The sequence below is a fragment of the Amycolatopsis sp. 3B14 genome (assembly GCF_050958625.1).
In the GTDB taxonomy this organism is placed as follows: domain Bacteria; phylum Actinomycetota; class Actinomycetes; order Mycobacteriales; family Pseudonocardiaceae; genus Amycolatopsis_E; species Amycolatopsis_E thermoflava.
In genome coordinates, this window is record NZ_JBHZEN010000060.1 from 114,362 (window position 1) to 134,906 (window position 20,545).

At 73.8% G+C, this 20,545-nt stretch carries 18 protein-coding genes and 2 pseudogenes; 11 read left to right on the top strand and 9 right to left on the bottom strand.

Translation table 11 applies throughout. The features are described 5' to 3' along the window. Positions 1-32: 32 nt before the first annotated feature. Positions 33-383 (bottom strand): hypothetical protein, encoded by a 351-nt coding sequence (locus ACCP09_RS31000; RefSeq protein ID WP_433752225.1) that lies wholly within the window; start codon positions 381-383, stop codon positions 33-35. 80 nt (positions 384-463) lie between these two features. Next, on the bottom strand, positions 464-2,167 hold the full coding sequence (locus ACCP09_RS31005; RefSeq protein ID WP_433752227.1) for a helix-turn-helix domain-containing protein: 1,704 nt from the start codon (positions 2,165-2,167) through the stop codon (positions 464-466). 119 nt (positions 2,168-2,286) lie between these two features. On the opposite strand from ACCP09_RS31005, the gene ACCP09_RS31010 reads away from it, so the two are divergent. The 6 genes from ACCP09_RS31010 to ACCP09_RS31035 are packed head-to-tail and all read left to right on the top strand — an operon-like array spanning position 2,287 to position 8,868. Next, on the top strand, positions 2,287-3,768 hold the full coding sequence (locus ACCP09_RS31010; RefSeq protein WP_433752229.1) for an aldehyde dehydrogenase family protein: 1,482 nt from the start codon (positions 2,287-2,289) through the stop codon (positions 3,766-3,768). A gap of 30 nt (positions 3,769-3,798) precedes the next feature. Next, complete coding sequence (locus ACCP09_RS31015) at positions 3,799-5,160, top strand: MFS transporter (RefSeq protein WP_378364790.1); 1,362 nt, start codon at positions 3,799-3,801, stop codon at positions 5,158-5,160. After that, positions 5,160-6,344, top strand: a complete 1,185-nt coding sequence (locus ACCP09_RS31020; protein ID WP_433752231.1) for an FAD-dependent monooxygenase — start codon at positions 5,160-5,162, stop codon at positions 6,342-6,344. Before ACCP09_RS31015 ends, ACCP09_RS31020 begins: the two co-directional genes overlap by 1 nt. A gap of 15 nt (positions 6,345-6,359) precedes the next feature. Further along, positions 6,360-6,803 (top strand): hypothetical protein, encoded by a 444-nt coding sequence (locus tag ACCP09_RS31025; protein WP_027930020.1) that lies wholly within the window; start codon positions 6,360-6,362, stop codon positions 6,801-6,803. Beyond that, positions 6,800-7,771, top strand: a complete 972-nt coding sequence (locus ACCP09_RS31030) for an amidohydrolase family protein (RefSeq protein WP_433752233.1) — start codon at positions 6,800-6,802, stop codon at positions 7,769-7,771. The genes ACCP09_RS31025 and ACCP09_RS31030 overlap by 4 nt, the downstream gene beginning before the upstream one ends. Further along, a complete protein-coding gene (locus ACCP09_RS31035) occupies positions 7,768-8,868 on the top strand; it encodes an NADH:flavin oxidoreductase/NADH oxidase (protein WP_433752235.1) in 1,101 nt (366 codons plus the stop codon). The genes ACCP09_RS31030 and ACCP09_RS31035 overlap by 4 nt, the downstream gene beginning before the upstream one ends. A gap of 58 nt (positions 8,869-8,926) precedes the next feature. Here ACCP09_RS31035 and ACCP09_RS31040 read toward each other — a convergent pair whose 3' ends face one another. Together ACCP09_RS31040 and ACCP09_RS31045 are read right to left on the bottom strand one after the other, a co-directional pair. Then, positions 8,927-10,138, bottom strand: coding sequence for an acetyl-CoA C-acetyltransferase (locus ACCP09_RS31040; protein WP_433752237.1), 1,212 nt, complete (start codon positions 10,136-10,138; stop codon positions 8,927-8,929). A gap of 102 nt (positions 10,139-10,240) precedes the next feature. Then, positions 10,241-10,834: a TetR/AcrR family transcriptional regulator gene (locus ACCP09_RS31045; RefSeq protein WP_051362598.1), complete on the bottom strand. Its 594-nt coding sequence runs from the start codon at positions 10,832-10,834 to the stop codon at positions 10,241-10,243. Positions 10,835-10,917: 83 nt separating this feature from the next. On the opposite strand from ACCP09_RS31045, the gene ACCP09_RS31050 reads away from it, so the two are divergent. Together ACCP09_RS31050 and ACCP09_RS31055 are read left to right on the top strand one after the other, a co-directional pair. Continuing rightward, on the top strand, positions 10,918-12,240 hold the full coding sequence (locus ACCP09_RS31050) for a flavin-containing monooxygenase (RefSeq protein ID WP_433752240.1): 1,323 nt from the start codon (positions 10,918-10,920) through the stop codon (positions 12,238-12,240). Next, the gene (locus tag ACCP09_RS31055) at positions 12,237-13,331 is read left to right on the top strand and encodes an EstA family serine hydrolase (protein ID WP_027930025.1); all 1,095 of its coding nucleotides are present in this window, start codon (positions 12,237-12,239) and stop codon (positions 13,329-13,331) included. The genes ACCP09_RS31050 and ACCP09_RS31055 overlap by 4 nt, the downstream gene beginning before the upstream one ends. On the opposite strand, the pseudogene ACCP09_RS31060 reads toward ACCP09_RS31055, so the two are convergent. From ACCP09_RS31060 to ACCP09_RS31080, 5 genes and pseudogenes are all read right to left on the bottom strand, one after another. Further along, positions 13,292-13,582: pseudogene (locus ACCP09_RS31060) on the bottom strand (integrase core domain-containing protein); the annotation flags it as partial. The gene ACCP09_RS31055 and the pseudogene ACCP09_RS31060 overlap by 40 nt on opposite strands. After that, positions 13,569-13,777, bottom strand: a pseudogene (locus tag ACCP09_RS31065) (leucine zipper domain-containing protein); the annotation flags it as partial. The pseudogenes ACCP09_RS31065 and ACCP09_RS31060, both read right to left, overlap by 14 nt. A 95-nt stretch (positions 13,778-13,872) precedes the next feature. Next, on the bottom strand, positions 13,873-15,006 hold the full coding sequence (locus ACCP09_RS31070; RefSeq protein WP_123686992.1) for a GDSL-type esterase/lipase family protein: 1,134 nt from the start codon (positions 15,004-15,006) through the stop codon (positions 13,873-13,875). Then, positions 15,003-15,581, bottom strand: coding sequence for a TetR/AcrR family transcriptional regulator (locus ACCP09_RS31075; protein ID WP_027930027.1), 579 nt, complete (start codon positions 15,579-15,581; stop codon positions 15,003-15,005). Before ACCP09_RS31075 ends, ACCP09_RS31070 begins: the two co-directional genes overlap by 4 nt. Positions 15,582-15,593: 12 nt before the next feature. Further along, a complete protein-coding gene (locus ACCP09_RS31080) occupies positions 15,594-17,216 on the bottom strand; it encodes an AMP-binding protein (RefSeq protein WP_433752243.1) in 1,623 nt (540 codons plus the stop codon). A 177-nt stretch (positions 17,217-17,393) separates the two neighbouring features. Between ACCP09_RS31080 and ACCP09_RS31085 the strand changes: the two genes are divergently transcribed. The 3 genes from ACCP09_RS31085 (at position 17,394) to ACCP09_RS31095 (ending at position 20,340) form a co-directional block, all read left to right on the top strand. Continuing rightward, positions 17,394-18,287, top strand: a complete 894-nt coding sequence (locus tag ACCP09_RS31085; protein ID WP_123686994.1) for an SDR family NAD(P)-dependent oxidoreductase — start codon at positions 17,394-17,396, stop codon at positions 18,285-18,287. A 1-nt stretch (position 18,288) separates the two neighbouring features. Then, positions 18,289-18,747, top strand: a complete 459-nt coding sequence (locus ACCP09_RS31090) for a MaoC family dehydratase (RefSeq protein WP_433752246.1) — start codon at positions 18,289-18,291, stop codon at positions 18,745-18,747. A 153-nt stretch (positions 18,748-18,900) separates the two neighbouring features. After that, positions 18,901-20,340 carry a DHA2 family efflux MFS transporter permease subunit gene (locus ACCP09_RS31095; RefSeq protein WP_378364804.1) on the top strand — a complete coding sequence of 480 codons (1,440 nt, stop codon included), beginning with the start codon at positions 18,901-18,903 and terminating at the stop codon, positions 20,338-20,340. Positions 20,341-20,545: the final 205 nt, after the last annotated feature.

The window sequence follows — 20,545 nt, forward strand, 5'->3', positions numbered from 1 at the left end:
GGGGCAGTCGATCTGCCCCGGCCCGGACGCCCTTACCCCGCGTAGGTGCCGTCGCCGGTCTCCGGGGCGCCCGTCGGCAGCACCTTGACCTGCGGGGCCTTCGTCGGGGCCTTCGTCGTGGTCTTCGACGGCGCGGGCGGCCGCGTGGACGTGCCCGGCCGCGGCTTCGTCGTGGTCGTCGCCGGCGGGCCGGTGATCGTGAAGGTCGCTTCCGTGCTGGGCGGGTGCGCCGCGCAACCTGCGCCCGTGCCGGCGCCGGTGCAGCCGGCAGCGGCGCCGGAGGTCGTGGCGCCGCTGGAGCCGGAAGCTCTCGACGTCCCGCGGATCGGCGCGCGCTCGACGCTCGTCCCGCTCAGCAGGGCCAAGGCGAGCAGGAACCGCACGGCGACCGTGCCGCTAACTCGCCGGCCCGATCCGGTTGCCGCCGAAACCGAACCGTGCGGGCTCCGTCCACCTCGGACGATCACCCCTCGGCGTGCGTCCCGTTCGCCACGTCGAGCACCACCAGCGCGGACTGCGCGTCCACGACGTCGCGGGCCGAGCGCAGGTCCAGACCGCTGAGCGCCTCGATGCGGCGCAGCCGCTGACTGACGGTGTTCGGGTGCACGGTGAGCGCCGCGGCGGTGGCCTGCCGGTCCAGCCCGGCGGCGAGGTGCACCCGCAGCGTCTCCAGCAGGGCGGTGCCGTGGTCGCGGTCGTAGGCGACCAGCCCGCCCAGGGTGCGGTCGGCGTACTCGCACAACGGGGCGGGATCGCCGAGCTGGAGCAGCAACCCGGCCACGCCGAGCCGGTCCAGCGTGATCGTGGCGCCCGACTGCCCGGCGTGGGCGGCGACGGCGAGTGCTCCGCGGGCGACCCGGTAGGCCTCGGCGTGGTTGACGGCGGGCGCGGACACCGCGACGGTGGCGTCGTCGACCCCGCGCGCGGTGACCAGCGCCCGGCGGAAGCCGTCGACGGGCTCGCCGTCGGGCCACAGGGCCACCACCTCGCCGCGATACAGCGCCACCAGCGGGCGCGGCCGGACCCCGGCGGCGAGCCGGGTCGCCTCGGCCACCGCCCGCTGGGTCGCGCCCGGCGGCGCCGGTTTCCCGGCGGCGACCACCCGGGCGACGAGCGCGCGGTGCGGACGGGTCAGGTCGTGACCCAGCAGGCCCGCGCGGTCCCGCACCGACGGGGCCGACGGGTCCGCCCCGGCCAGCAGGTCGGCCAGCAGCTCGCCACGCAGGTTCTGCTCCACCTCCAGCGCGGTCCGCTGCCGCAGCAGTTCCAGCGACAGCACCACCGAGGCGTGCTCCAGGGCCCGGCGGTCCAGCGGCGCGAGCGGCCCGCCGGGCAGCCACACCCGGGCGGCGACCTCGCCGGTCAGCACGACGTCGGCGACGACGTGCGCACCGGTCTCCCGCACCAGCTCCGCGCGCGGTGACCACGGACCGGCGTCGCCGGCCGCCACCGGGCCGCCCGCGGCGGCGAGCTCCTCGCCCCGCACGTCGCGGACGAGCACCGGCCTGCCCAGCAGGTCGTGCAGCGCGGCCGCGATCCCGGCGACCCCGCCCGCCTGCACCGCGACACGCAGCAGCCGCTCGTGGATCCGCTCCGACCGGGTCACCAGGTCGTGCTGGCGGCGCAGGTCGTCCAGCACGCGCGCCGAGGTGATCGCGATCGCGGCGTGCTCGGCGAGCAGCTGGAGGCGGCCGACCTCTTCGGCGCCGAACTCGTGCACCGTGGAGCGGTAGCTGTTGAGCGTGCCGATCACGCCGGAGGCCGTGACGAGCGGGACCGACAGCATCGACAGGTAGCCCTGCTCGCGGGCGACACCGCCCCACACGAAGTCCGGCTCCCGCGAGATGTCCGAGACCGCGCACGAACGGCCGGACAGGAACGCCTGGCTGGACGGCGCCCCGACGTCGGCGGTGGCCTCGATGCGCACCGGCCGGTCGGAGTTGACGCGGGCGACGTAGGCCTCGGTCAGCCCGCTCCACCCGGCGATCACCAGGTTCGCCCGCGCGGCGTCCGGCACCAGGACACCGCAGAAGTCGAGCCCGAGCAGCTCGCGCGCGGTCGCCGCGACCAGGTCGAGCACCTCCCGCAGCCCCTGGCCGGCGTTCACCGCCGCGGTCAGGGCGCCGATCGCGCCCAGCCACTCGCGCAACTCGGAAGCCTCATCCACCCGGGCAGTGTCAGCGGGAACACCACACAAGTCAACTCTGTGTCGCCGCAGACATCGCCCGGTGCGGCGCCGTCGATCAGACTCGGGAAGCGCTCCACCCACGACCGAAAGGGCCCGGGATGTCGACGACGACCACCTCCCCCACCACCGCCGAGACCGGACACGCGCGGCCGATCCTCGACCCGGCCACCGGCCGGGTGCTCGACACGGTGCCGGACAGCACGCTCGACGAGGTCGACGCCGCCGTCGCCCGCGCCCGCGCGGCGTTCCTCGACGGGCCGTGGCCGGCGCTGACCCGCACCGAACGCGGACGGCTGCTGCTGCGCGTCGCGGACGTCGTCGAAGGCGCCGCCGAGTCGCTGTACCGGCTGGAGACCCGCAGCAACGGCCGTCCGGTGACCGAGACCCGCGCGCAGCTGTCCCGGGTGCCGGAGTGGTTCCGCTACAACGCCGGGCTGCTGGCCGCGCAGCGCGACGCGGTGCTGCCCTCCGACGGCCCGTACCTGACCTACCAGCGGCGCGCGCCGCTCGGCGTCTGCGGGATCATCACGCCCTTCAACCACCCGCTGCTCATCCTCGCCCGCAGCCTGTCCGCCGCGCTGGCGACCGGGAACACCGTCGTGGTCAAGCCCTCCGAGATCACGCCACTGTCCACTGTGGCCCTGGCCGGGCTGCTTCGCGAAGCCGGCGTCCCGGACGGTGTGGTGAACGTGGTGACCGGCGGCCGGGAGGTCGGCGAGCGCCTCACCGGTCACCCGGACATCGCCAAGATCACGCTCACCGGCGGCACCGAGGCCGGCCGAGCCGCGGCGGTGGCGACCGCCGCGCGGTTCGCCCGCGTCACCGCCGAACTGGGCGGCAAGACCCCGATCGTCGTGTTCGACGACATCGACCCCGCGGTGGCCGCGGAGGGCGCGGCGTTCGCCGCCTTCGTCGCGGCCGGGCAGTCCTGTGTGGCCGGTTCCCGGTTCCTGGTGCAGCGCGCGAGCTACGAGCGCTTCGTCGCCGCGCTGGCCCGCCGCGCGGACGCGATCCGGATCGGCGACCCGTCCGACCCCCGCACCCAGCTCGGTCCCCTGGTCAGCGCCGCGCAGCGGGACAAGGTGCTGAACCTGATCGGCGCCGGGATCGCCGAGGGCGCCCGGCTCGCCGCGGGCGGCGGCGCGCCCGACCTGCCCGCGCCGCTGGACGGCGGGTTCTTCCTGCGGCCCACCGTGCTCGCCGACGCCACCAGCGAGATGCGGGTCGCGCGGGAGGAGATCTTCGGCCCGGTCGCCGTCGTCGTCCCGTTCGACGACGAGGCCGACGCCATCGCCAAGGCCAACGACAACCGCTTCGGCCTCGGCGCCGGGATCTGGACCCGCGACCTGGCCCGCGGCCACCGCGTCGCCGACCGGATCGCGGCCGGCATGGTCTGGATCAACGACCACCACCGCCTCGAACCGTCGCTGCCCTGGGGCGGCATCAAGGAATCCGGCACCGGGCGGGACGCCGGATCCGAATCCTTCGACGACTTCACCTGGATCAAGACCGTCGTCGCCCGCACCGCCGCCGACGACGTCGACTGGTACGGCGCCGACACCCCCGGCCGCCTCAACTGACCCCTGTCCCCACGGCAAAGGAGCCGTTCCATGGCCAACCCCTCCGCGCCACCGTGGCGCACCGAGATCACCCGCACCCAGTGGCTGGTCCTGCTGGGCACCACGATGGGCTGGGCCCTCGACGGGTTCGCGGGCAGCCTCTACTCCCTGATCCTCGGCCCGGCTATGACCGAGCTGCTGCCGCACAGCGGGATCGCGCCGGCCACCGGCAGCATCGGGCTCTACGGCGGCATCACCGTCGCGTTGTTCCTGTTCGGCTGGGGCACCGGCGGGATCCTGTTCGGGATCCTCGCCGACTACTTCGGCCGCGTCCGCGTGCTGTCCGCGGGCATCGTGACGTACGCGGTGTTCACCGCGCTGGCCGCCTTCGCCGACACGTGGTGGCAGCTGGGTGTCCTGCGGTTCGTCGCGGGGCTGGGGTCCGGGGTGGAGGCGCCGGTCGGCGCCGCGCTCGTGGCCGAGGTCTGGCGCAACCGCTACCGGGCGCGGGCCTGCGGCGTGATGATGTCCGGCTACGCGTTCGGCTTCTTCATCGCCTCGCTGGCCTACGCGGTGCTCGGCGGCCACGGGTGGCGGCTGATGATGGGCATCGCCGTGCTGCCCGCGCTGCTGGTGTACTTCATCCGCCGCCACGTGCCGGAACCGCCGGAGATCAAGGGCTCCATCGCCGCCCGCCGGGAACGCCGCGCCCGCGGCCACCGCACCGAGCAGGACCGCTTCGTGCTGCGCCGGCTGCTGACCCGGCCGCTGCTCAAGCACACCCTGGTCGGCACCGCGCTGGCCACCGGGTCGCTGGTGGCCTTCTGGAGCGTGTCCACCTGGTACCCGCAGGTGATCCGCCAGGCGGCGACCGCGGCCCAGCTGACGCCCGCGATGGCCAACGAACGCGTCGCGCTGGCCTCGATGCTGTTCAACGCCGGTGGCGTGCTCGGCTACGCCACCTGGGGGTTCCTGGCCGACGCGATCGGCCGCCGGAAGGCGTTCGCGGCCAGTTTCGCGGTCTCCGCGGTGAGTGTGGGGTTCCTGTTCCCGTTCTCGCCCGGCTGGGCCGTGTTCCTCGCCGTCATCCCGGTCGCGGGCTTCGGCCTCTACGGCGCGCTGTCCGGGATCCTCGTCTACGGCCCGGAGCTGTTCCCACCGAGCGTCCGCGCCACCGGGATGGCGCTCTACAACGGCATCGGGCGCTACCTCACCGCGGCCGGACCGCTGGTCGCCGGTGTGGTGGCCGCGTCCTGGTTCGGCGGTGACCTCGGTCTGGCCACCACGTGCGTCGTCGCCGTCGGGATGCTCGGCGCCATCGGGCTGTTCTTCGCGCCGGAGACCCGCGGCGCGCCCCTGCCCGCCGATCCGGTCCAGTCCGGCCCGGTTCCCGCTTCGGAGGAGATCCACTGATGAGTGCCTACGCAGGCGCCCGCGCCGCCGTGATCGGCGGGTCGATCGGCGGGCTCACCACCGCGCTGCTGCTGCGCGACCTCGGGTTCGAGGTCGACGTGTACGAGCGCACCCCGACGCCGCTGGACGGCCGGGGCGGCGGGATCGTGCTGCAGCCGGACACCGTGCGCTGGTTCGCCGAGCGCAGCACGCAGAACCCGGAAGCGCTGTCCACCGCGACCGAGTACGTGCAGTACCTCGACCGCGCCAACGGCGTCGTCCACCGCGACCGCCGCCGCTGGACCTACACGTCCTGGGGCACCTTCTACCGGGCGCTGCTCGCCGACTTCGGCAGCGAGCACTACCACCTCGGCCAGTTCGCCTGCGGTGTCGCGCAGGACGAGGACCAGGTCACCGTCCGGTTCGTCTCCGGCCACCGCGCCGAGGCAGATCTGGTCGTGTTCGCCGACGGCATCACCTCGATCGGCCGGTCCCTGCTCGACCCCGGCGCGCAGCTGGAGTACTCCGGTTATGTCGGCTGGCGCGGCACGGTGCCCGAGCACGAACTCACGCCCGCGACGCGGGAACTGCTCGGCAACGCGATCTCCTACAGCGTGGTCCCGCACTCGCACATCACGGTATACCCGATCCCCGGGGAGACCGGCCCGTCGGAGCGGCTGATGAACTACGTCTGGTACCGGAACGTGCCGGCCGGCTGTGAGCTGGCGGAGATGCTCATCGACAAGCGCGGCTTCACCGGTACGGTGTCCATCCACCCCGGACAGGTCCAGGACCGCTACGTCGACGAGATGCGGGACACGGCCGCGGAGCTGCTCGCGCCCGCCGCCGCCGAGGTGGTCACCCGCACCGCGCAGCCCTACATCCAGGTCGTGTCGGACGTCCGCGCCTCGCGGATGGCGCAGGGCCGGATCGCGTTGATCGGCGACGCCGCGGCCGCCGCGCGCCCGCACGCCGCCGCGGGCACCGCGAAGGCGGCCGCCGACGCCTGGGCGCTCGCCGGCGCGCTGACCGATGCCGACGGCGACGTCCCCGCAGCCCTGCGCAAATGGGAGCCCGCGCAGCTGGAACTGAGCGCCCGGCTGCTCGACCGCGTCAAGGCGATGGGCGAGCGCTCGCAGTTCCACAACACCTGGACGCCCGGGGACCCGGACCTGCGGTTCGGCCTCTACGGGCCCGGCCACTGAAACGAGGAGAAGACCATGTCCGACACCAGTTTCCTGTCCGACCTGCCGCTGGCGGGCACCCTCGTCGCGAGCGGATTCGAGGGCTGGAGCCCGCAGCTGCGCGCCGAGTTCGAGGCCCACGCCCACGACGGCGAGGTCGGCTCGCGCCTGCTGAGCGAGAACGAGCGCGTCCGGGTCTGGGAGATCCGCCTGGCGCCCGGGGAGCGCTGGCACGCCCACCGGCACGTGCTGGACTACTTCTGGACCGCGGTCAACGCCGGGCGCAGCCGCCAGCACACCAGCGACGGCACCACCCGCGAAGTGTCCTATGTGGCCGGTGAGACGCGGCACTTCACGTTCGGCCCCGGCGAATACCTGTTGCACGACATCGAGAACATCGGTGACAGCGATCTGGTGTTCACCACGGTCGAGCACCTGGACAGCGCCAACGCGCCGCTGCCGCTGGGAGAGCGGCGGTGATCGGGCCGATCGCGGACGGGCCGGTCGACGTCCACGCGCATTGGCTACCGGCCGAGCTGTTCGGCCTCCCGCCGGGCGCGCCGTACGGGCCGCTGCGCGACTCCGGCGGCGAGCTCCACCTGGGCGAGGTGCCCCTGTCCATCCCGGCGCGGGCCATGAGCGACGTGCCGGCGATCCTGGCCGACACCGCCGCGGCCGGGCTCGGCGTGCGGGTGCTGTCGGCCCCGCCGTTCGCCTTTCCCGTCGCGGGCCCGGCAGCGGAGTACGTGGACGCGTTCAACACCGCGCTCGCCGAGGTTGTGGCGTCCGCTGGTGGTGCGCTCGCCGGGCTCGGCCTGGTCTCCCTCGACGACGACGCCGTGGTGACCGAGCAGTTGAAGCGGCTCGCGGCGCAGCCGGGGATCGCGGGGGTGGCGATCCCGCCGCTGCTCGGCGGCGAGTCGCTGGACCGCGGCGTGCTGCGGCACGTGCTCGGCGAGTCCGCGCGGCTCGGCCTGTCGGTGCTGGTGCACCCGATGCAGCTGCCGCGCCCGGAGTGGCGGGAGCACTACCTGGCCAACCTGCTCGGCAACCCGGTCGAGACCGCCACGGCGGTCGGCGCGCTGCTGCTCGGCGGGGTGCTCGACCAGCTGCCGGACCTGCGGATCTGCTTCGTGCACGGCGGCGGCTGCACGCCCGGGGTGCTGGGCCGGTGGGACCACGGCTGGCGCACCCGGGCCGACGTGCGCCGCGACTCGTCGCGCCCGCCGGGCGAGGCGGTGCGGGCCCTGTGGTTCGACACGGTCACCCACGACCCGGAGTTGCTGCGCCTGCTGACCACGCGGGTGGGCGAGCACGCGGTCGTGTGCGGCAGCGACCACCCGTTCGACATGGCGCAGCCGGACCCGGTCGGGTTCGCCACCGCGGCCGGCCTGGACGTCGCGACCCTGGCCGCGAACGCGCGGGCGTTCCTCGGGGCCGGCTCGTGAGCAGGCTGTTCACCCCGCTGACGCTGCGGGAGCTGACGGTGCCGAACCGGGTGTGGCTGTCCCCGATGTGCCAGTACAGCGCCGGGGCGGACGGGGTGCCGGGCGACTGGCACCTGGTCCACCTCGGCGCCCGCGCGGCCGGCGGGTTCGGGCTGCTGATCACCGAGTCCACCGCGGTGTCGCCGGAGGCGCGGATCAGCGCGCGGGACACCGGTCTGTGGTCGGACGCGCAGGTCGCGGGCTGGCGGCGGATCACCGGGTTCGCGCACGCGCAGGGCACGCCGATCGCGGTGCAGCTGGGTCATGCCGGGCGCAAGGCGTCGGCGTTCCCGCCCGGGGAGGGGCGTGACACGGTGCCGGCGGGCGAGGGCGGCTGGACACCGCTCGCGCCGTCCCCGCTCGCCTACCGCGGCTTCGCGACCCCGGTGGCGGCGACGGAATACGACCTGGCCCGGGTCGTGGCGGACTTCGCCGCGGCGGCCCGGCGGGCGGTGGACGCGGGGTTCGACGCGGTCGAGATCCACGCCGGCCACGGGTACCTGCTGCACCAGTTCCTGTCGCCGCGGGCGAACCGGCGCACCGATCGCTACGGCGGCGGGTTCGGCAACCGGGTGCGGTTGCTGCTGGAGGTGGTCGACGCGGTCCGCGCTGCGTGGCCCGCGGAACGCCCGCTGCTGGTGCGGTTGTCGGCGACGGACTGGGTCGAGGGCGGCTGGACCGCCGCGGAGACCGCCGATCTGGCGCCGCTGCTGCACGACCGCGGGGTGGACCTGATCGACGTGACCACCGGCGGGCTCGACCCGGACCAGCGGATCCCGGTCGGGCCGGGGTACCAGGTCCCGTTCGCCGAGCGGGTCCGCGCCCGGACGGCGCTGCCGGTGGGCGCGGTCGGCCTGATCACCGAACCGGAGCAGGCGGAGGCGATCCTGGCCGCGAAGTCCGCGGACGTGGTGCTGCTGGCGCGGGAGGCGCTGCGGAACCCGGCGTGGCCCCTGCACGCCGCGGAAACCCTGGACCCCGGCTCGGCGCGGGAGCAGTACCCGGGGCAGTACCTGCGGGCCGCACCCGCCGAGGGGGCACCAGCGCGGCGGGACTGACCTGCCCAGCCCCGCGCGAACCTTGCGCGGGGCTGGGGGCGGCGGCCGCCGCCCCGGGTCAGCTCACCCGCTCGAACACCGCCGCCAGGCCCTGGCCGCCGCCGATGCACATCGTCTCCAGGCCGTACCGCGCCTCCCGGCGGACCATCTCCCGCGCGAGCGTCGCCAGGATCCGGGCGCCCGTCGCCCCCACCGGGTGGCCCAGCGACACACCGGAACCGTTGACGTTGAACCGCTCGTCGGTGTCGCTCAGCCCGAGCGTGCGGGTGCACGCCAGCACCTGCGCGGCGAAGGCCTCGTTCAGCTCGATCAGGTCCAGGTCGTCCAGCGACAGCCCGGCCTTGGCCAGCGCCGCGCGGGTCGCGGGCACCGGGCCGATGCCCATCGTCTCGGCGGGCACCCCGGCGCGCGCGAACGACACCAGCCGCACCAGCGGGCGCAAGCCGAGCTTCTCCGCGGTCTCCCGGCTGGTGACCAGGCACGCCGCGGCCGCGTCGTTCTGGCCGCTCGCGTTGCCCGCGGTGACCGTGGCCTCCGGGTCGGTGCGGATCATCACCGGCTTCAGCTTCGCCAGGCCCTCCGCGGTGGTGTCCGGGCGCGGGTGTTCGTCGGCGTCGACCACCGTCTCGCCTTTCCGCGACTTCACGGTCACCGGCACGATCTCGTCCTTGAACAGCCCGCCCTCGATCGCCCGCGCCGCGCGCTGCTGGGACCGCAGGGCGAGGGCATCCTGGTCCTCGCGGGAGATGCCGTGCTCACGGCGCAGGTTCTCGGCGGTCTCGATCATCCCGCCCGGGATCGGGTGGTGCACGCCGCCCGCGGTGGCCCGGCCCCGCGCCAGCGAATCGTGCAGCTGCAGGCCGGCGCCCTTGATGCCCCAGCGGCCCTCGTGCGTGTAGTACGGCGCGGCGCTCATCACCTCGGCGCCACCGGCGAGCACGACGTCGCTGAACCCGGCGCGGATCTGCATGGCGGCGTCGAGCACGGCCTGCAGGCCGGAGCCGCAGCGGCGGTCGATCTGGATGCCGGTCACCGTGTCCGGCAGGCCGGCGTCGAGCGCGGCGACCCGCCCGATCGCGGGCGCCTCCGACGTCGGGTAGGCGTGCCCCAGGATCACCTCGTCGACGCGCTCCGGGTCCACGCCGGTGCGCTCCACGACGGCGGAGAGGACGTGCGCGGCGAGCGCGGCGGGAGTCTGGGCGGCCAGCGCTCCCCCGAACCGGCCGATCGGCGTCCGCAGCGGCTCGCAGATCACGACATCGACGGACATCCGTTGTCCTTTCACGGCTGGGCAGGGCTTACGTCCGACGATCGCACCCCCGGACCATGAAGTCCAATATCCGATTCCGGCTCCGCTGAGACGACGAGCGTCTCAGCGGGGCGGCCGCAGGGCCGGGAACCAGATGTCGCTGAGCACCTCGGCCGCCTCGTCGGCCGTCGAGGTGATCGTGCCCTGCACCGCCCACCGGGTGAAGAACCGCTCCAGCTGGCTGACCAGCAGCTCGATCCGCAGGTGCGCCTCGGCCCGCCGCTGCGGGCCCCACCGTTCCAAGTACCGCGGCATCGCGGCGGGCAGCTCGTCGACCGCCCGCTTGGCGATGGCCCGGAACTCCGGTTCGAGCGCGACCGCCTCGTCCCACGCGGGCAGGATCGCCTGGTTCTCCTCGAACCACGCGACCGCGCCCCGCATCCAGCGGGTGAACTCGGCGCGCGATCCGGTGGCGAGCACCTCGTCCAGCTCCGCGTACACCGCGACCGCCCGCTGCGCCATCGTCTCCGCGCCGATCTTCTGCAGCACCTCCGGCTTGCCGGTGAAGTGCAGGTAGAACGTCGCGCGGCTGCACCCCACCGCGGAGACGATGTCGTCGATCGTCACCGCCGCGTAGCCACGCTCCACGAACAGCGCCTTGGCGTGCTCCAGCAGGTCGCGCCGGGTCTGCTGCTTCTGCCGCTCCCGCAGGCTCATGACGGTCAGCCTACTCACTGGACACACCGTCAGCGAACGTGTCAGAGTGTTCAGCGGCATCGTGGCCAGCGGAGGAGGCATCCGTGAGTTCACTCCCCACCGTCTGCATCATCGGCGCCGGCTGCTCCGGCTTCACCACGGCGAAGCGGTTGCGCGACCACGGCATCCCCTACGACTGCTTCGAGATGTCCGACGACGTCGGCGGCAACTGGTACTTCGGCAACCCCAACGGGCGCTCGGCCTGCTACGAATCGCTGCACATCGACACCTCGACCACGCGCCTGCAGTTCGAGGACTTCCCGGCGGGCGCGGACTGGCCGCACTTCCCGCACCATTCGCTGATCCACCAGTACTTCCGCGACTACGTCGACCACTTCGGACTGCGAGAGACGATCACCTTCGACACCGCGGTCGAGCACGCGGCCCGGCAGCCCGACGGCACCTGGCGGATCACCCTGTCCACCGGCGAGATCCGGGACTACGACGCGCTCGTGGTCGCCAACGGCCACCACTGGAACCCGTACCTGCCCGGCTACCCCGGCACGTTCGACGGGCCGGTCCTGCACAGCCACGCCTACCGCAGCCCCTTCGACCCGGTCGACATGCGGGACAAGCGGATCGTCGTGGTGGGCATGGGAAATTCGGCGCTGGACATCGCCTCCGAGCTGTCGCACCGCTCGATCGCCCGGCACGTGTGGGTGTCCGCGCGGCGCGGCGTGTGGGTGCTGTCGAAGTACCGCGGCGGCAAACCGGCGGACAAGATGATGATGCCGCCGTGGATGCCGAAGAAGATCGGCCTCGCCCTGTCGCGCCGGGCGATCAGGAAGACGCTGGGCAACATGGAGGACTACGGCCTGCCCAAGCCGGATCACGAGCCGCTGTCCGCGCACCCGTCGGTGAGTGTGGACTTCCTCGCCAAGGCCGGCTCCGGCGACCTCACCTGCGTGCCCGCGATCGAGCGGCTGGACGGCGACGCCGTGGTGTGCGTGGACGGCACCCGCGTCGAGGCCGACGTGATCGTGTGCGCCACCGGGTACCGGATGTCGTTCCCGTTCTTCGACGATCCGGCGCTGCTGCCGGACGCCGAGCACCGGCTGCCACTGTTCAAGCGGATCGTCAAGCCGGGCATCGGCAACCTCTACTTCGCCGGGCTGGCGCAGGCGTCGCCGACGATCGTCAACCTCGCCGAGCAGCAGAGCAAGCTCATCGCGCGGCACCTGACCGGGGAGTACGAGCTGCCGGACGTCGCGGAGATGGCGGCCACCATCGCGCGCGACGAGGCCAAGCACCTCGGGCAGTACTACTCCGCGCCGCGGCACACCATCCAGCTCGACTTCGCCCGCTACGTGCGGGACCTGCACCGCGAGATCGAGGCGGGCCGGAAGCGGGCGGCGGCCGTCCGGTGAACGGCCACTGCGACCCGCGGTTCGCCGCACTCGGCGACCTGCTGGCGGAGCGGCTGCGCGACGGCGCGGAGGCGGGCGCGTCGGTCTGCGTGATCGCCGATGGCCGGGTGGCGGTGGACCTGTGGGGCGGCTCGGCCGCGCCGGGCAGGCCGTGGACGCGGGACACGCTGGTCACCACGTACTCGCTGACCAAGACGATGGTGGCGCTGGTGGCGCTCGCGCTGGTGGACCGGGGGCAGCTGGACCCGGACGCGCCGGTCGCGCGGTACTGGCCGGAGTTCGGCGCCGCGGGCAAGGACGGCGTGCTCGTGCGGCACGTCCTGGGCCACACCTCAGGCGTGTGCGGGTGGGACTCGCCGGTCACCTTGGAAGACATCTGCGACGTCGGCAGGGCGGCGGCGCTGCTGGCGGCGCAGGAGCCGTGGTTCCCGCCGGGCGAGGGCTCCGGGTACCAGGCGGTCAGCCACGGCCACCTGGTCGGCGAGATCGTGCGGCGCGTGACCGGCCGCTCGCTGGGCACGGTGCTGCGGTCGGAGTTCGCGGAGCCGCTGGGGGCGGACTACTGGCTGGGCGCGCCGGAGGACGTCGACACCCGGGTCGCCACGCTGGTGCCGCCCGAGTCGTCCGGTGTGGACTACGCGGCCCTCGACCCGGTCGCGGTGCGCACGCTGACCAACCCGGTGATCCCACCCTCGGTCACCACCACGCGGCCGTTCCTGGCGGCCGAGCTCGGCGGGCTGAACGGCCAGGGCAACGCGCGCTCGGTGGCGCGCCTGCAGTCGGTCGTCTCCCACGGCGGCGCGATCGACGGCAGGCGGTTCCTCGCGGAGTCCACTGTGGAGCGAATCTTCGCGGTGCAGGCCGACGGGGTGGACCGGGTGCTCGGCGCGCCCGTCCGGTTCGGGCTCGGCTACGCGGTCGACGGCCGCACCTGCTGGTGGAGTGGGTTCGGCGGCGCGGTGGTGGTGAACGACCTCGACCGGCGGCTGACGTTCGCCTACGTCATGAACCGGATGGCGCCGGGACTGCTGAACGCGCCGAACACCACCGCCTACCTGACCGCGCTCCGCTCCTGCCTGGACTGGCTGTGATGTTCAGGGAGGTTGGTCAGCCGGGTGAGGGGTGGCTTGCCGCCGGTTGAGCTGTGGGGTCGGTGGTGATTGTAGAAGTGCAGCCGGCTTGGCAGGGCCGCCCGGCGCAGGGTCTCGGATGGGTAGAAGCGGGCGTAGGCCCAGCCGTCGGCCAGGGTGCGGTGGAAGCGTTCGATCTTGCCGTTGTTCTGTGGCCGAGGGGGCCGGGTGTGTTTCGGAGGGATCCCCAGCTCGGCGCAGGTGTCTCGCCAGGTGCTCGGGGGTGCGGGCCGGGCTGTGCAGTGGGCGTGAGCTGCGGTCAGCCATCCCGGCTGGGCCTTCGTCACGGTAGCGCTGCGCCCACTTCGCGGCGGTCTTGGCGGCGACCATGAACATCTCGGCCGCTGCGGTGCAGGTCCAGCCTGCTCAACAATCAGGCGCGCGAGCCGGAGCTGATGTGGTTCCACGACAGCTCCACGTCACATCCGGAGGCCTTCACCTGTCCGCACGACAGGCCGTCACCGGTCACCTCAAACCGGAACAACGTCCCTGGACATCACAACTAGCGAGCCGCGAACGGGCCGCCGAACGCGAGCTTGGCGAACCGCTCCCCCATCAGCCGATGGGTCGCCGCGTCGGGGTGGAGGTTGTCGGGCAGCGGGCGGTCGTTCTCGCCGTGGAGGTCGCGGCCGTCGAGGTAGTGCAGGTTCTCGTCGGCGCGCTCGGCGACGATCCGTGCCAGCTCCTCCCGGATCACGCGCAGCGTCAGCTTCCCGGCGGCGCGCTCGGCCGGGTCCCCGGTGGCCCGGAACCGCACCACACCCGACTTCAGCGCCTCGACGTCGAACGCGCCGGGGCCTGGCGTGTCCTCGTGGATCGGGCACCAGATCGGCGAGACCACCAGCAGCGGCGCGTCCGGGTGCCCGTCGCGGATCGTGTCGAGGAAACCGTGCACCGCCGGCGTGAACGCACGCAGCCGCATCACGTCGCCGTTCACCAGGTTGATCCCGATCTTGACGCTGATCAGGTCGGCCGGCGTGTCCCGCATGACCCGCGCGGTGAACGGGTCCAGCATCGCGCTGCCGCTGAAGCCCAGGTTCACCAGCTCGGCCCCGCCCAGCCCGGCGGCGACCGCGGGCCAGGTGGTGACCGGGCTGGCGGCGTCCGAGCCGTGGCTGATCGAGCTGCCGTGGTGCAGCCACACCCGCCCGCGCGCAGGCGACGGCGAGACCGGCGCGTCCGTGCGCAGCGCGATCAGCTCGGTGATCTCGTTGTGCGGCAACCAGATCTCCACGTCCTTGTCGTGGCCGGGCAGGCCGTCGAACCGGACCGTGCCGGGCGCTCCGGGCTCCATCCGAGCCGCGCCGGTGGACAGGTCGATGTGGACGGTGTTGCCGCCGCCGACCCCGCCCTGCGCGGTCAGCCGTCCGTCGACGAGCAGGTCGTACACGCCGTCCGGGCGCGGCGGGGTGCCCACGTAGGACCGGGTGGTGCGCAGCGCGTCCAGCTCGATCACGGTCGCGCGGGTGCGGAAGGCCAGCCGCACGCCGGAGGGTTGCGACTCCGCCATGCGGAGCTGCGCGTCTGCCCGGGCGCGCGCCCACGCGGGCAGCCGGTGCGGCACCAGGCCGTGCGCCCCGGACTCGACGTCCAGCGCGCCGCGCAGCAGGTCCGCGGTCAGGGGTGTGGTGATCACGATCCGGTCCTCCCGGGCCAGTTCCGCAGGGTGACGTCGAGGACCTCGAGGATCCGCGACCAGGACTCGCCGGGCGCGGGCGCGCTGTGGCCGAACGCGCCGCCCGATTCGAGCTCGACGAAGCCGTGGACGACGCTGCCCAGCAGCCGGACGGCGTGCGGGTGGTCGGCCTCCGGCACGTCGTAACCACGCAGGATCGCCTGCATCATCCGGGTGTGCCGGGGCCCGGCGCTCGCGGCCGCGTGCTCCGGGTCGAGCCGGAACTGTGCCGCCGCCCAGCGGCCCGGGTGCTCGTGGGCGTAGTCGCGGTAGACACCGGCGAAGGCGGCCAGCGCGTCCCGGCCGGCTCGCCCGGCGAGCGCGTCGGCGGCCCGGTCGGCGAGCTCCCCCAGCGCGAGCAGCGCGACGCGCACCTTGAGGTCGTGGGCGCCCCGCACGTGCGTGTACAGGCTCGCGACCTGGACGCCGAACCGGCGGGCCACCGCCGACGGGGTGACCTGGTCGAACCCGGCCTCGTCGGCCAGCTCCGCCCCCGCCTGGACCACGCGCTCGGTGGTCAGTCCCGCTCGCACCATGCCTAAAGCTTATCAGGAACTTCCTAAACGTTTTAGGAGGAGGTCGCGGGCCCAGGCCAGCTCGAGCTTCCCGGTCGGCGTGCGGCGCAGCTCGGGCAGCAGCGCGATCGTGCGCGGCACCTTGTACCCGGCCAGGCCGCGGCGCACCCACTCCCGCAGCTCCCCGGCCGACAACGTCGCCGACGCGGTCGCGACCACGGCCGCGACGCGCTCGCCCCACGTCTCGTCCGGCAGGCCGACCACGACCGCGTCGGTGACCTCGGGGTGGGTGAGCAACGCGTCCTCGACCTCCTGCGGGTGCACCTTCTCGCCGCCGGTGTTGATCACGCCGGACCCGCGGCCGAGGAACCGGATCGCGCCGTCGGCCTCGACGGCGGCCAGGTCGCCGGGGATGGCGTAGCGGACGCCGCCGATCGTGCGGAACGTCGCGGCCGTCTTCGCCGAGTCCTTGTAGTAGCCGAGCGGGATGGGGCCGCGGTAGGCGAGCACGCCGGTCTCGCCGCTGCCGGGTGTGACCTCGGCGTCGCCGGGACCGAACACCTTCGTCGCGGGCACCGGGAAGAACCGCGACGGCAGATCGTCCACAGTGGAGGTCACCGCGAACGCGAACGGCCCGCCCTCGCTGGAGGCGATCGCGTCGAAGATCGTGACGCCCGCCCGCTCGTGCAGTGCGTGCTTGAGCCGGTCCGACAGCGCGGTGCCGGAACTGATCACCGACCGCAGCGAGCCGAGGTCGTGCGGGCTCCCTCGCCGCTCCGCCGCGACCAGCTCGTCGACCAGTGGACGGCACACGGCGTTGCCCGCGACGATGATCGTGCGCGCCCGCTGCGCGGCGACCGTCGTCCAGACGTGGCGCGGATCGAGCGCACCGGGATCGGTGGTGATCACCCGGCCGCCGGTGAGCAGCGCGCCCATCGAGTTGAACAGGCCGGTGCCGTGCATCAGCGGCACGACCGGCATCGTCGCGTGCGAGCGGTCCTCGGCACGTGCGTCGATCGCGAGGCCGACGGCCTCGGCGAGGGTGGCGGGCAGCTCCCGCGCGCCCAGCGGCCGGAAGACCGGCACGAACAGCGAATGCAGCAGGTCGGACTGCCGCCAGATGACGCCCTTCGGCTTGCCGGTGGTGCCGCCGGTGTACATGAAGATCTCGTCCGAGCCGAACCGGTGCTCCGGCGGCCGCGGCGGCGTGGCCGCGAGCAGTTCCTCCAGTTCCGGCGCCGCGGGCCCGGGCTCCGCGGCGGGTCCGGCGCGGACCAGCAGCCGCAGGGTCGGCACGTGCGCCGCGGCGTGGCGCAGGTTCGGCGCGAGCGCACCGCTGAATACCACCGCCGCCGCGTCGGCGTCGGTCAGCAGCGCCGTCAGCTCGTCCGCGGTGTACCGGTAGTTCGCGTTCACCGGCACGGCGCCGATCTTGAACGCGGCGAACACGGTTTCCAGGTAGGCCGCGCCGTTGTGGAGGTAGCAGGCCACCTTGTCGCCGGAGCGCACCCCGGCCTCTTCGAACGCGGTGGCCAGCCGGGCCGCGCGGTCGTCGAACTCCGCGTAGGTCAGGTCGCGCCCCGGTTCGGAGATCGCGACCGCGTCCGGCAGGCCACGGGCCACGGCCTCCCACACGGTGCCGAAGGAGACGTCCATCCGGTCTGCACCTCCTCGGCTCGGCGTCCAGCGTAGGAAGGCGCGGGGTCCCGGCGACACGGCCGGGAACCGCAGGCCGGGCGGGACAAACGTCGCGCCACGGTGGCGACGCAAGGCCAGCGTGCCGGGCCGCCGCGGCCCATACCGTCGAGGGGATCCGCGATCGAAGGAGGGCACATGCTCGACGGCAGAGTCGCCGTGGTCACCGGGGCAGGCCGCGGCCTCGGCCGGTCCTACGCACGGGCGCTGGCCGCCGCGGGCGCCGCCGTGGTCGTCAACGACCTCGACGCCGACGTCGCCAAGGAGACGGTCGCGGAGATCACCGCCGCGGGCGGCCGGGGGGTCGCCGTGGTCGGTTCCGTCGGCGGCAGCTACCTGGCCGACGCACTGGTGCGGCGGGCGGTCGGCGAGTTCGGCCGCCTCGACGTGATGGTCACCAACGCCGGCGCGCTGCGCGACCGGACGCTGCGCAACACCAGCGACGACGACTTCGACCTCGTGGTCACCAGCCACCTGCGCGGCACCTTCACCTGTGGCCGGGCGGCGGTGCGGCGGTTCCGGGAACAGGGCGAGGGCGGGCGGCTGATCCTCGTCGGCTCCCCCGCCGGGCAGCGCGCCAGCTTCGGGCAGACCGCGTACTCGGCCTCGAAGGGCGCCATCGTCGCGATGATGCGCACCTGGGCGGTCGAGCACGCGAAGATCGGCGTGACGGTCAACGCGATCGTGCCCACCGCGCTCACCCGGATGGTCGCCACCATGCCGGGACTGGGCGAGCTGGTGTCCAGAGTGGACGCCGGGGAGCCGGTGCCGGAGCCGCTGCGGCGCCAGGGTCTCGGCACCCCGGACGACGTGGCGCCGCTGGTCGTCTACCTCGCGTCGGCGGAGTCGGCGCACGTCACCGGCCAGGCCATCGCCGTGGGCGGCGACCGCATCGCGCTGTGGACGCACCCGGGCGAGGTGGCCGAGGAGCTGCGGCCCGGCGGCTGGACCGTGCCGGAGGTCGCGCGGCTGTTCGCCGGCGCGCCGCTGCAGGAGTTCGAACCCGCGCCGCTCGCGCTCGAGGAGGTCTGACGTGGCGATCGTGGTGCACGGCGTCGAAGGGGTGCGCGCCCTGCCGGTCGGGGAACCGCTCGGCAGCAGCGGGCTGGTCGAGGTCACGCAGGAGTCGGTGAACCGGTTCGCCGAGGCGACCGGGGACCACCAGTGGATCCACGTCGACGTCAAGCGGGCGAAGAGCGGGCCGTTCGGTGGTCCCATCGCGCACGGTTACCTGACGCTGTCGCTGGTGCCGCGGCTGCTGCCGGAGATCGTGGAGTTCACCGGGTTCGGGCTGACCGTCAACTACGGCTGCGAGAAGGTCCGCTTCCCCTCCCCGGTGCCGGTGGGCAGCAAGGTGCGCGCGACCGCGACGCTGGAGGAGGTGACCGAGGTGCGGGGCGGGCTGCAGCTGGCGATCACGATGACGATCGCCGTCGAGGACGCGCCGAAACCGGCCTGCGTGGCGACGATCCTCATCCGCCAGATGACCTAGCGCCGGAGCGGGAATTCGATGGACGGGCGGTACGTTCGCACCGTATAAGTGGTTCGGCTGTTTTCGCCTGCCCTGCTGGGGGATGGGGTGCGGCCGTTCCGGCGGCGCCGAGGCCGCGATCCCGACCACTGAATTTCCCTGTGAGGTGCTTCCATGGCCGCCCCCGCGACCACTCCGCCCGACGCCACGCTCGAGGCGCCGCCGCGGTCCGGGCTGCTCATCGGCGTGCTGGTCGTCTCCGCGTTCGTGATGATCCTGAACGAGACGATCCTGAGCGTCGCGCTGCGCGACCTCACCGCCGACCTGGCCGTGTCCACCACCACGGTGCAGTGGCTGACCAGCGGGTTCCTGCTGACGATGGCGGTGGTCATCCCGACCACCGGGTTCCTGCTCGAACGGTTCACCCCGCGCCAGGTGTTCCTCGCGTCGCTGACCCTGTTCAGCGCGGGCACCGCGATCAGCGGGCTCGCGCCCGGCTTCGGCATGCTGATGGCCGGGCGCGTGGTCCAGGCGTGCGGCACCGCCGTGATGCTGCCGCTGCTGATGACGTCGGTGATGCGCCTGGTGCCGGAGAACAAGCGCGGCGCGACGATGGGCACGATCACCATCGTGATCGCCGTGGCCCCCGCGGTGGGGCCGACGATCGGCGGCGCGGTGCTGGCGTCGCTGGGCTGGCGCTGGATGTTCTGGATCGTGCTCCCGCTGGCGCTGGCCGCGCTGGCGGTCGGCGCGACGTGGTTCCGCCTGGACAGTTCGACCCGGAAGGTGCCGCTGGACGTGCCGTCGGTGCTGCTGTCCGCGCTCGGGTTCGGCGGCGTGCTCTACGGCCTGGCCGGCATCGGCGAAGGCGGTGGGCACTCGCCGGTGCCGCCGTGGGCCACGATCGTCGGCGGGCTCGCCCTGCTGGCCGTGTTCACCTGGCGGCAGACGCGGCTGCAGCGCGCGGACCGGGCGCTGCTGGACCTGCGGCCGTTCACGCACCGCAGTTTCGTCGTCGCGCTGGTGCTGGCCGCGCTGCTGTTCGTGTGCCTGCTCGGGGTCGCCTCGATCATGCTGCCGCTGTACCTGCAGACCGTGCTGCACACGAGCACGTTCGTCAGCGGGCTGGCGGTGCTGCCCGGCGGCCTGACGCTCGGGTTGCTGGGCCGCCCCGTGGGCGCGCTGTTCGACCGGTTCGGCGCGCGGCCGCTGGTGATCCCCGGCGCGGCGGCGCTGGCGGTGTCGATGTGGCTGTTCGCGCTGCTCGGGCCGGATTCGCCGCTGGCCGCGGTGATCGCGATCCACGTGCTGCTGATGGCCGGGCTCGGGTTCATGATGACCCCGCTGATGACGGAGTCGCTCGGCGTGCTGCCGGACCACCTGTACTCGCACGGCAGCGCGATCCTGGCGACGCTGCAGCAGGTCGCGGGCGCGTTCGGCACCGCGGTGTTCGTCAGCGTGGCCACGCTGGGCAGCAACGACCCGGCCGGTACCCCGGACGCCACCGGCCTGCGCACGGCGTTCGTGGTGGCCGGCGTCGTCGGGGTGCTCGCACTGGTGACCGCGCTGTTCGTGCGCAAACCCGCTGCCGCCGCGGTGCCTGCGGCGCACTGAGCGCGGGCGCTACCCCTGCCGACGCACCACCCCGCCGCCGTCGCTGCTGGGCAGCCCGCGCGCTGAGCGCGGGCACCCGGCGGGTGGCCGCGCTGCGGGGCATCACCTGCCTGCCGCAGGCGGGGCCTTGGGCGCCAACCGCCCTTCGCGCGACCACCACCCTGCCGAGCCGCCGCCGTGGATCCACCGATGGAGCAAGCCCGCT

Bases quoted from the DNA above. Each gene is read 5' to 3' on its own strand.
- ACCP09_RS31075 (WP_027930027.1), bottom strand. From the start codon at position 15,581: ATGGTGCGAGCGGGACTGACCACCGAGCGCGTGGTCCAGGCGGGGGCG.
- ACCP09_RS31015 (WP_378364790.1), top strand. From the start codon at position 3,799: ATGGCCAACCCCTCCGCGCCACCGTGGCGCACCGAGATCACCCGCACC.
- ACCP09_RS31040 (WP_433752237.1), bottom strand. From the start codon at position 10,138: ATGTCCGTCGATGTCGTGATCTGCGAGCCGCTGCGGACGCCGATCGGC.
- ACCP09_RS31045 (WP_051362598.1), bottom strand. From the start codon at position 10,834: ATGAGCCTGCGGGAGCGGCAGAAGCAGCAGACCCGGCGCGACCTGCTG.
- ACCP09_RS31025 (WP_027930020.1), top strand. From the start codon at position 6,360: ATGTCCGACACCAGTTTCCTGTCCGACCTGCCGCTGGCGGGCACCCTC.
- ACCP09_RS31020 (WP_433752231.1), top strand. From the start codon at position 5,160: ATGAGTGCCTACGCAGGCGCCCGCGCCGCCGTGATCGGCGGGTCGATC.
- ACCP09_RS31010 (WP_433752229.1), top strand. From the start codon at position 2,287: ATGTCGACGACGACCACCTCCCCCACCACCGCCGAGACCGGACACGCG.
- ACCP09_RS31085 (WP_123686994.1), top strand. From the start codon at position 17,394: ATGCTCGACGGCAGAGTCGCCGTGGTCACCGGGGCAGGCCGCGGCCTC.
- ACCP09_RS31080 (WP_433752243.1), bottom strand. From the start codon at position 17,216: ATGGACGTCTCCTTCGGCACCGTGTGGGAGGCCGTGGCCCGTGGCCTG.
- ACCP09_RS31095 (WP_378364804.1), top strand. From the start codon at position 18,901: ATGGCCGCCCCCGCGACCACTCCGCCCGACGCCACGCTCGAGGCGCCG.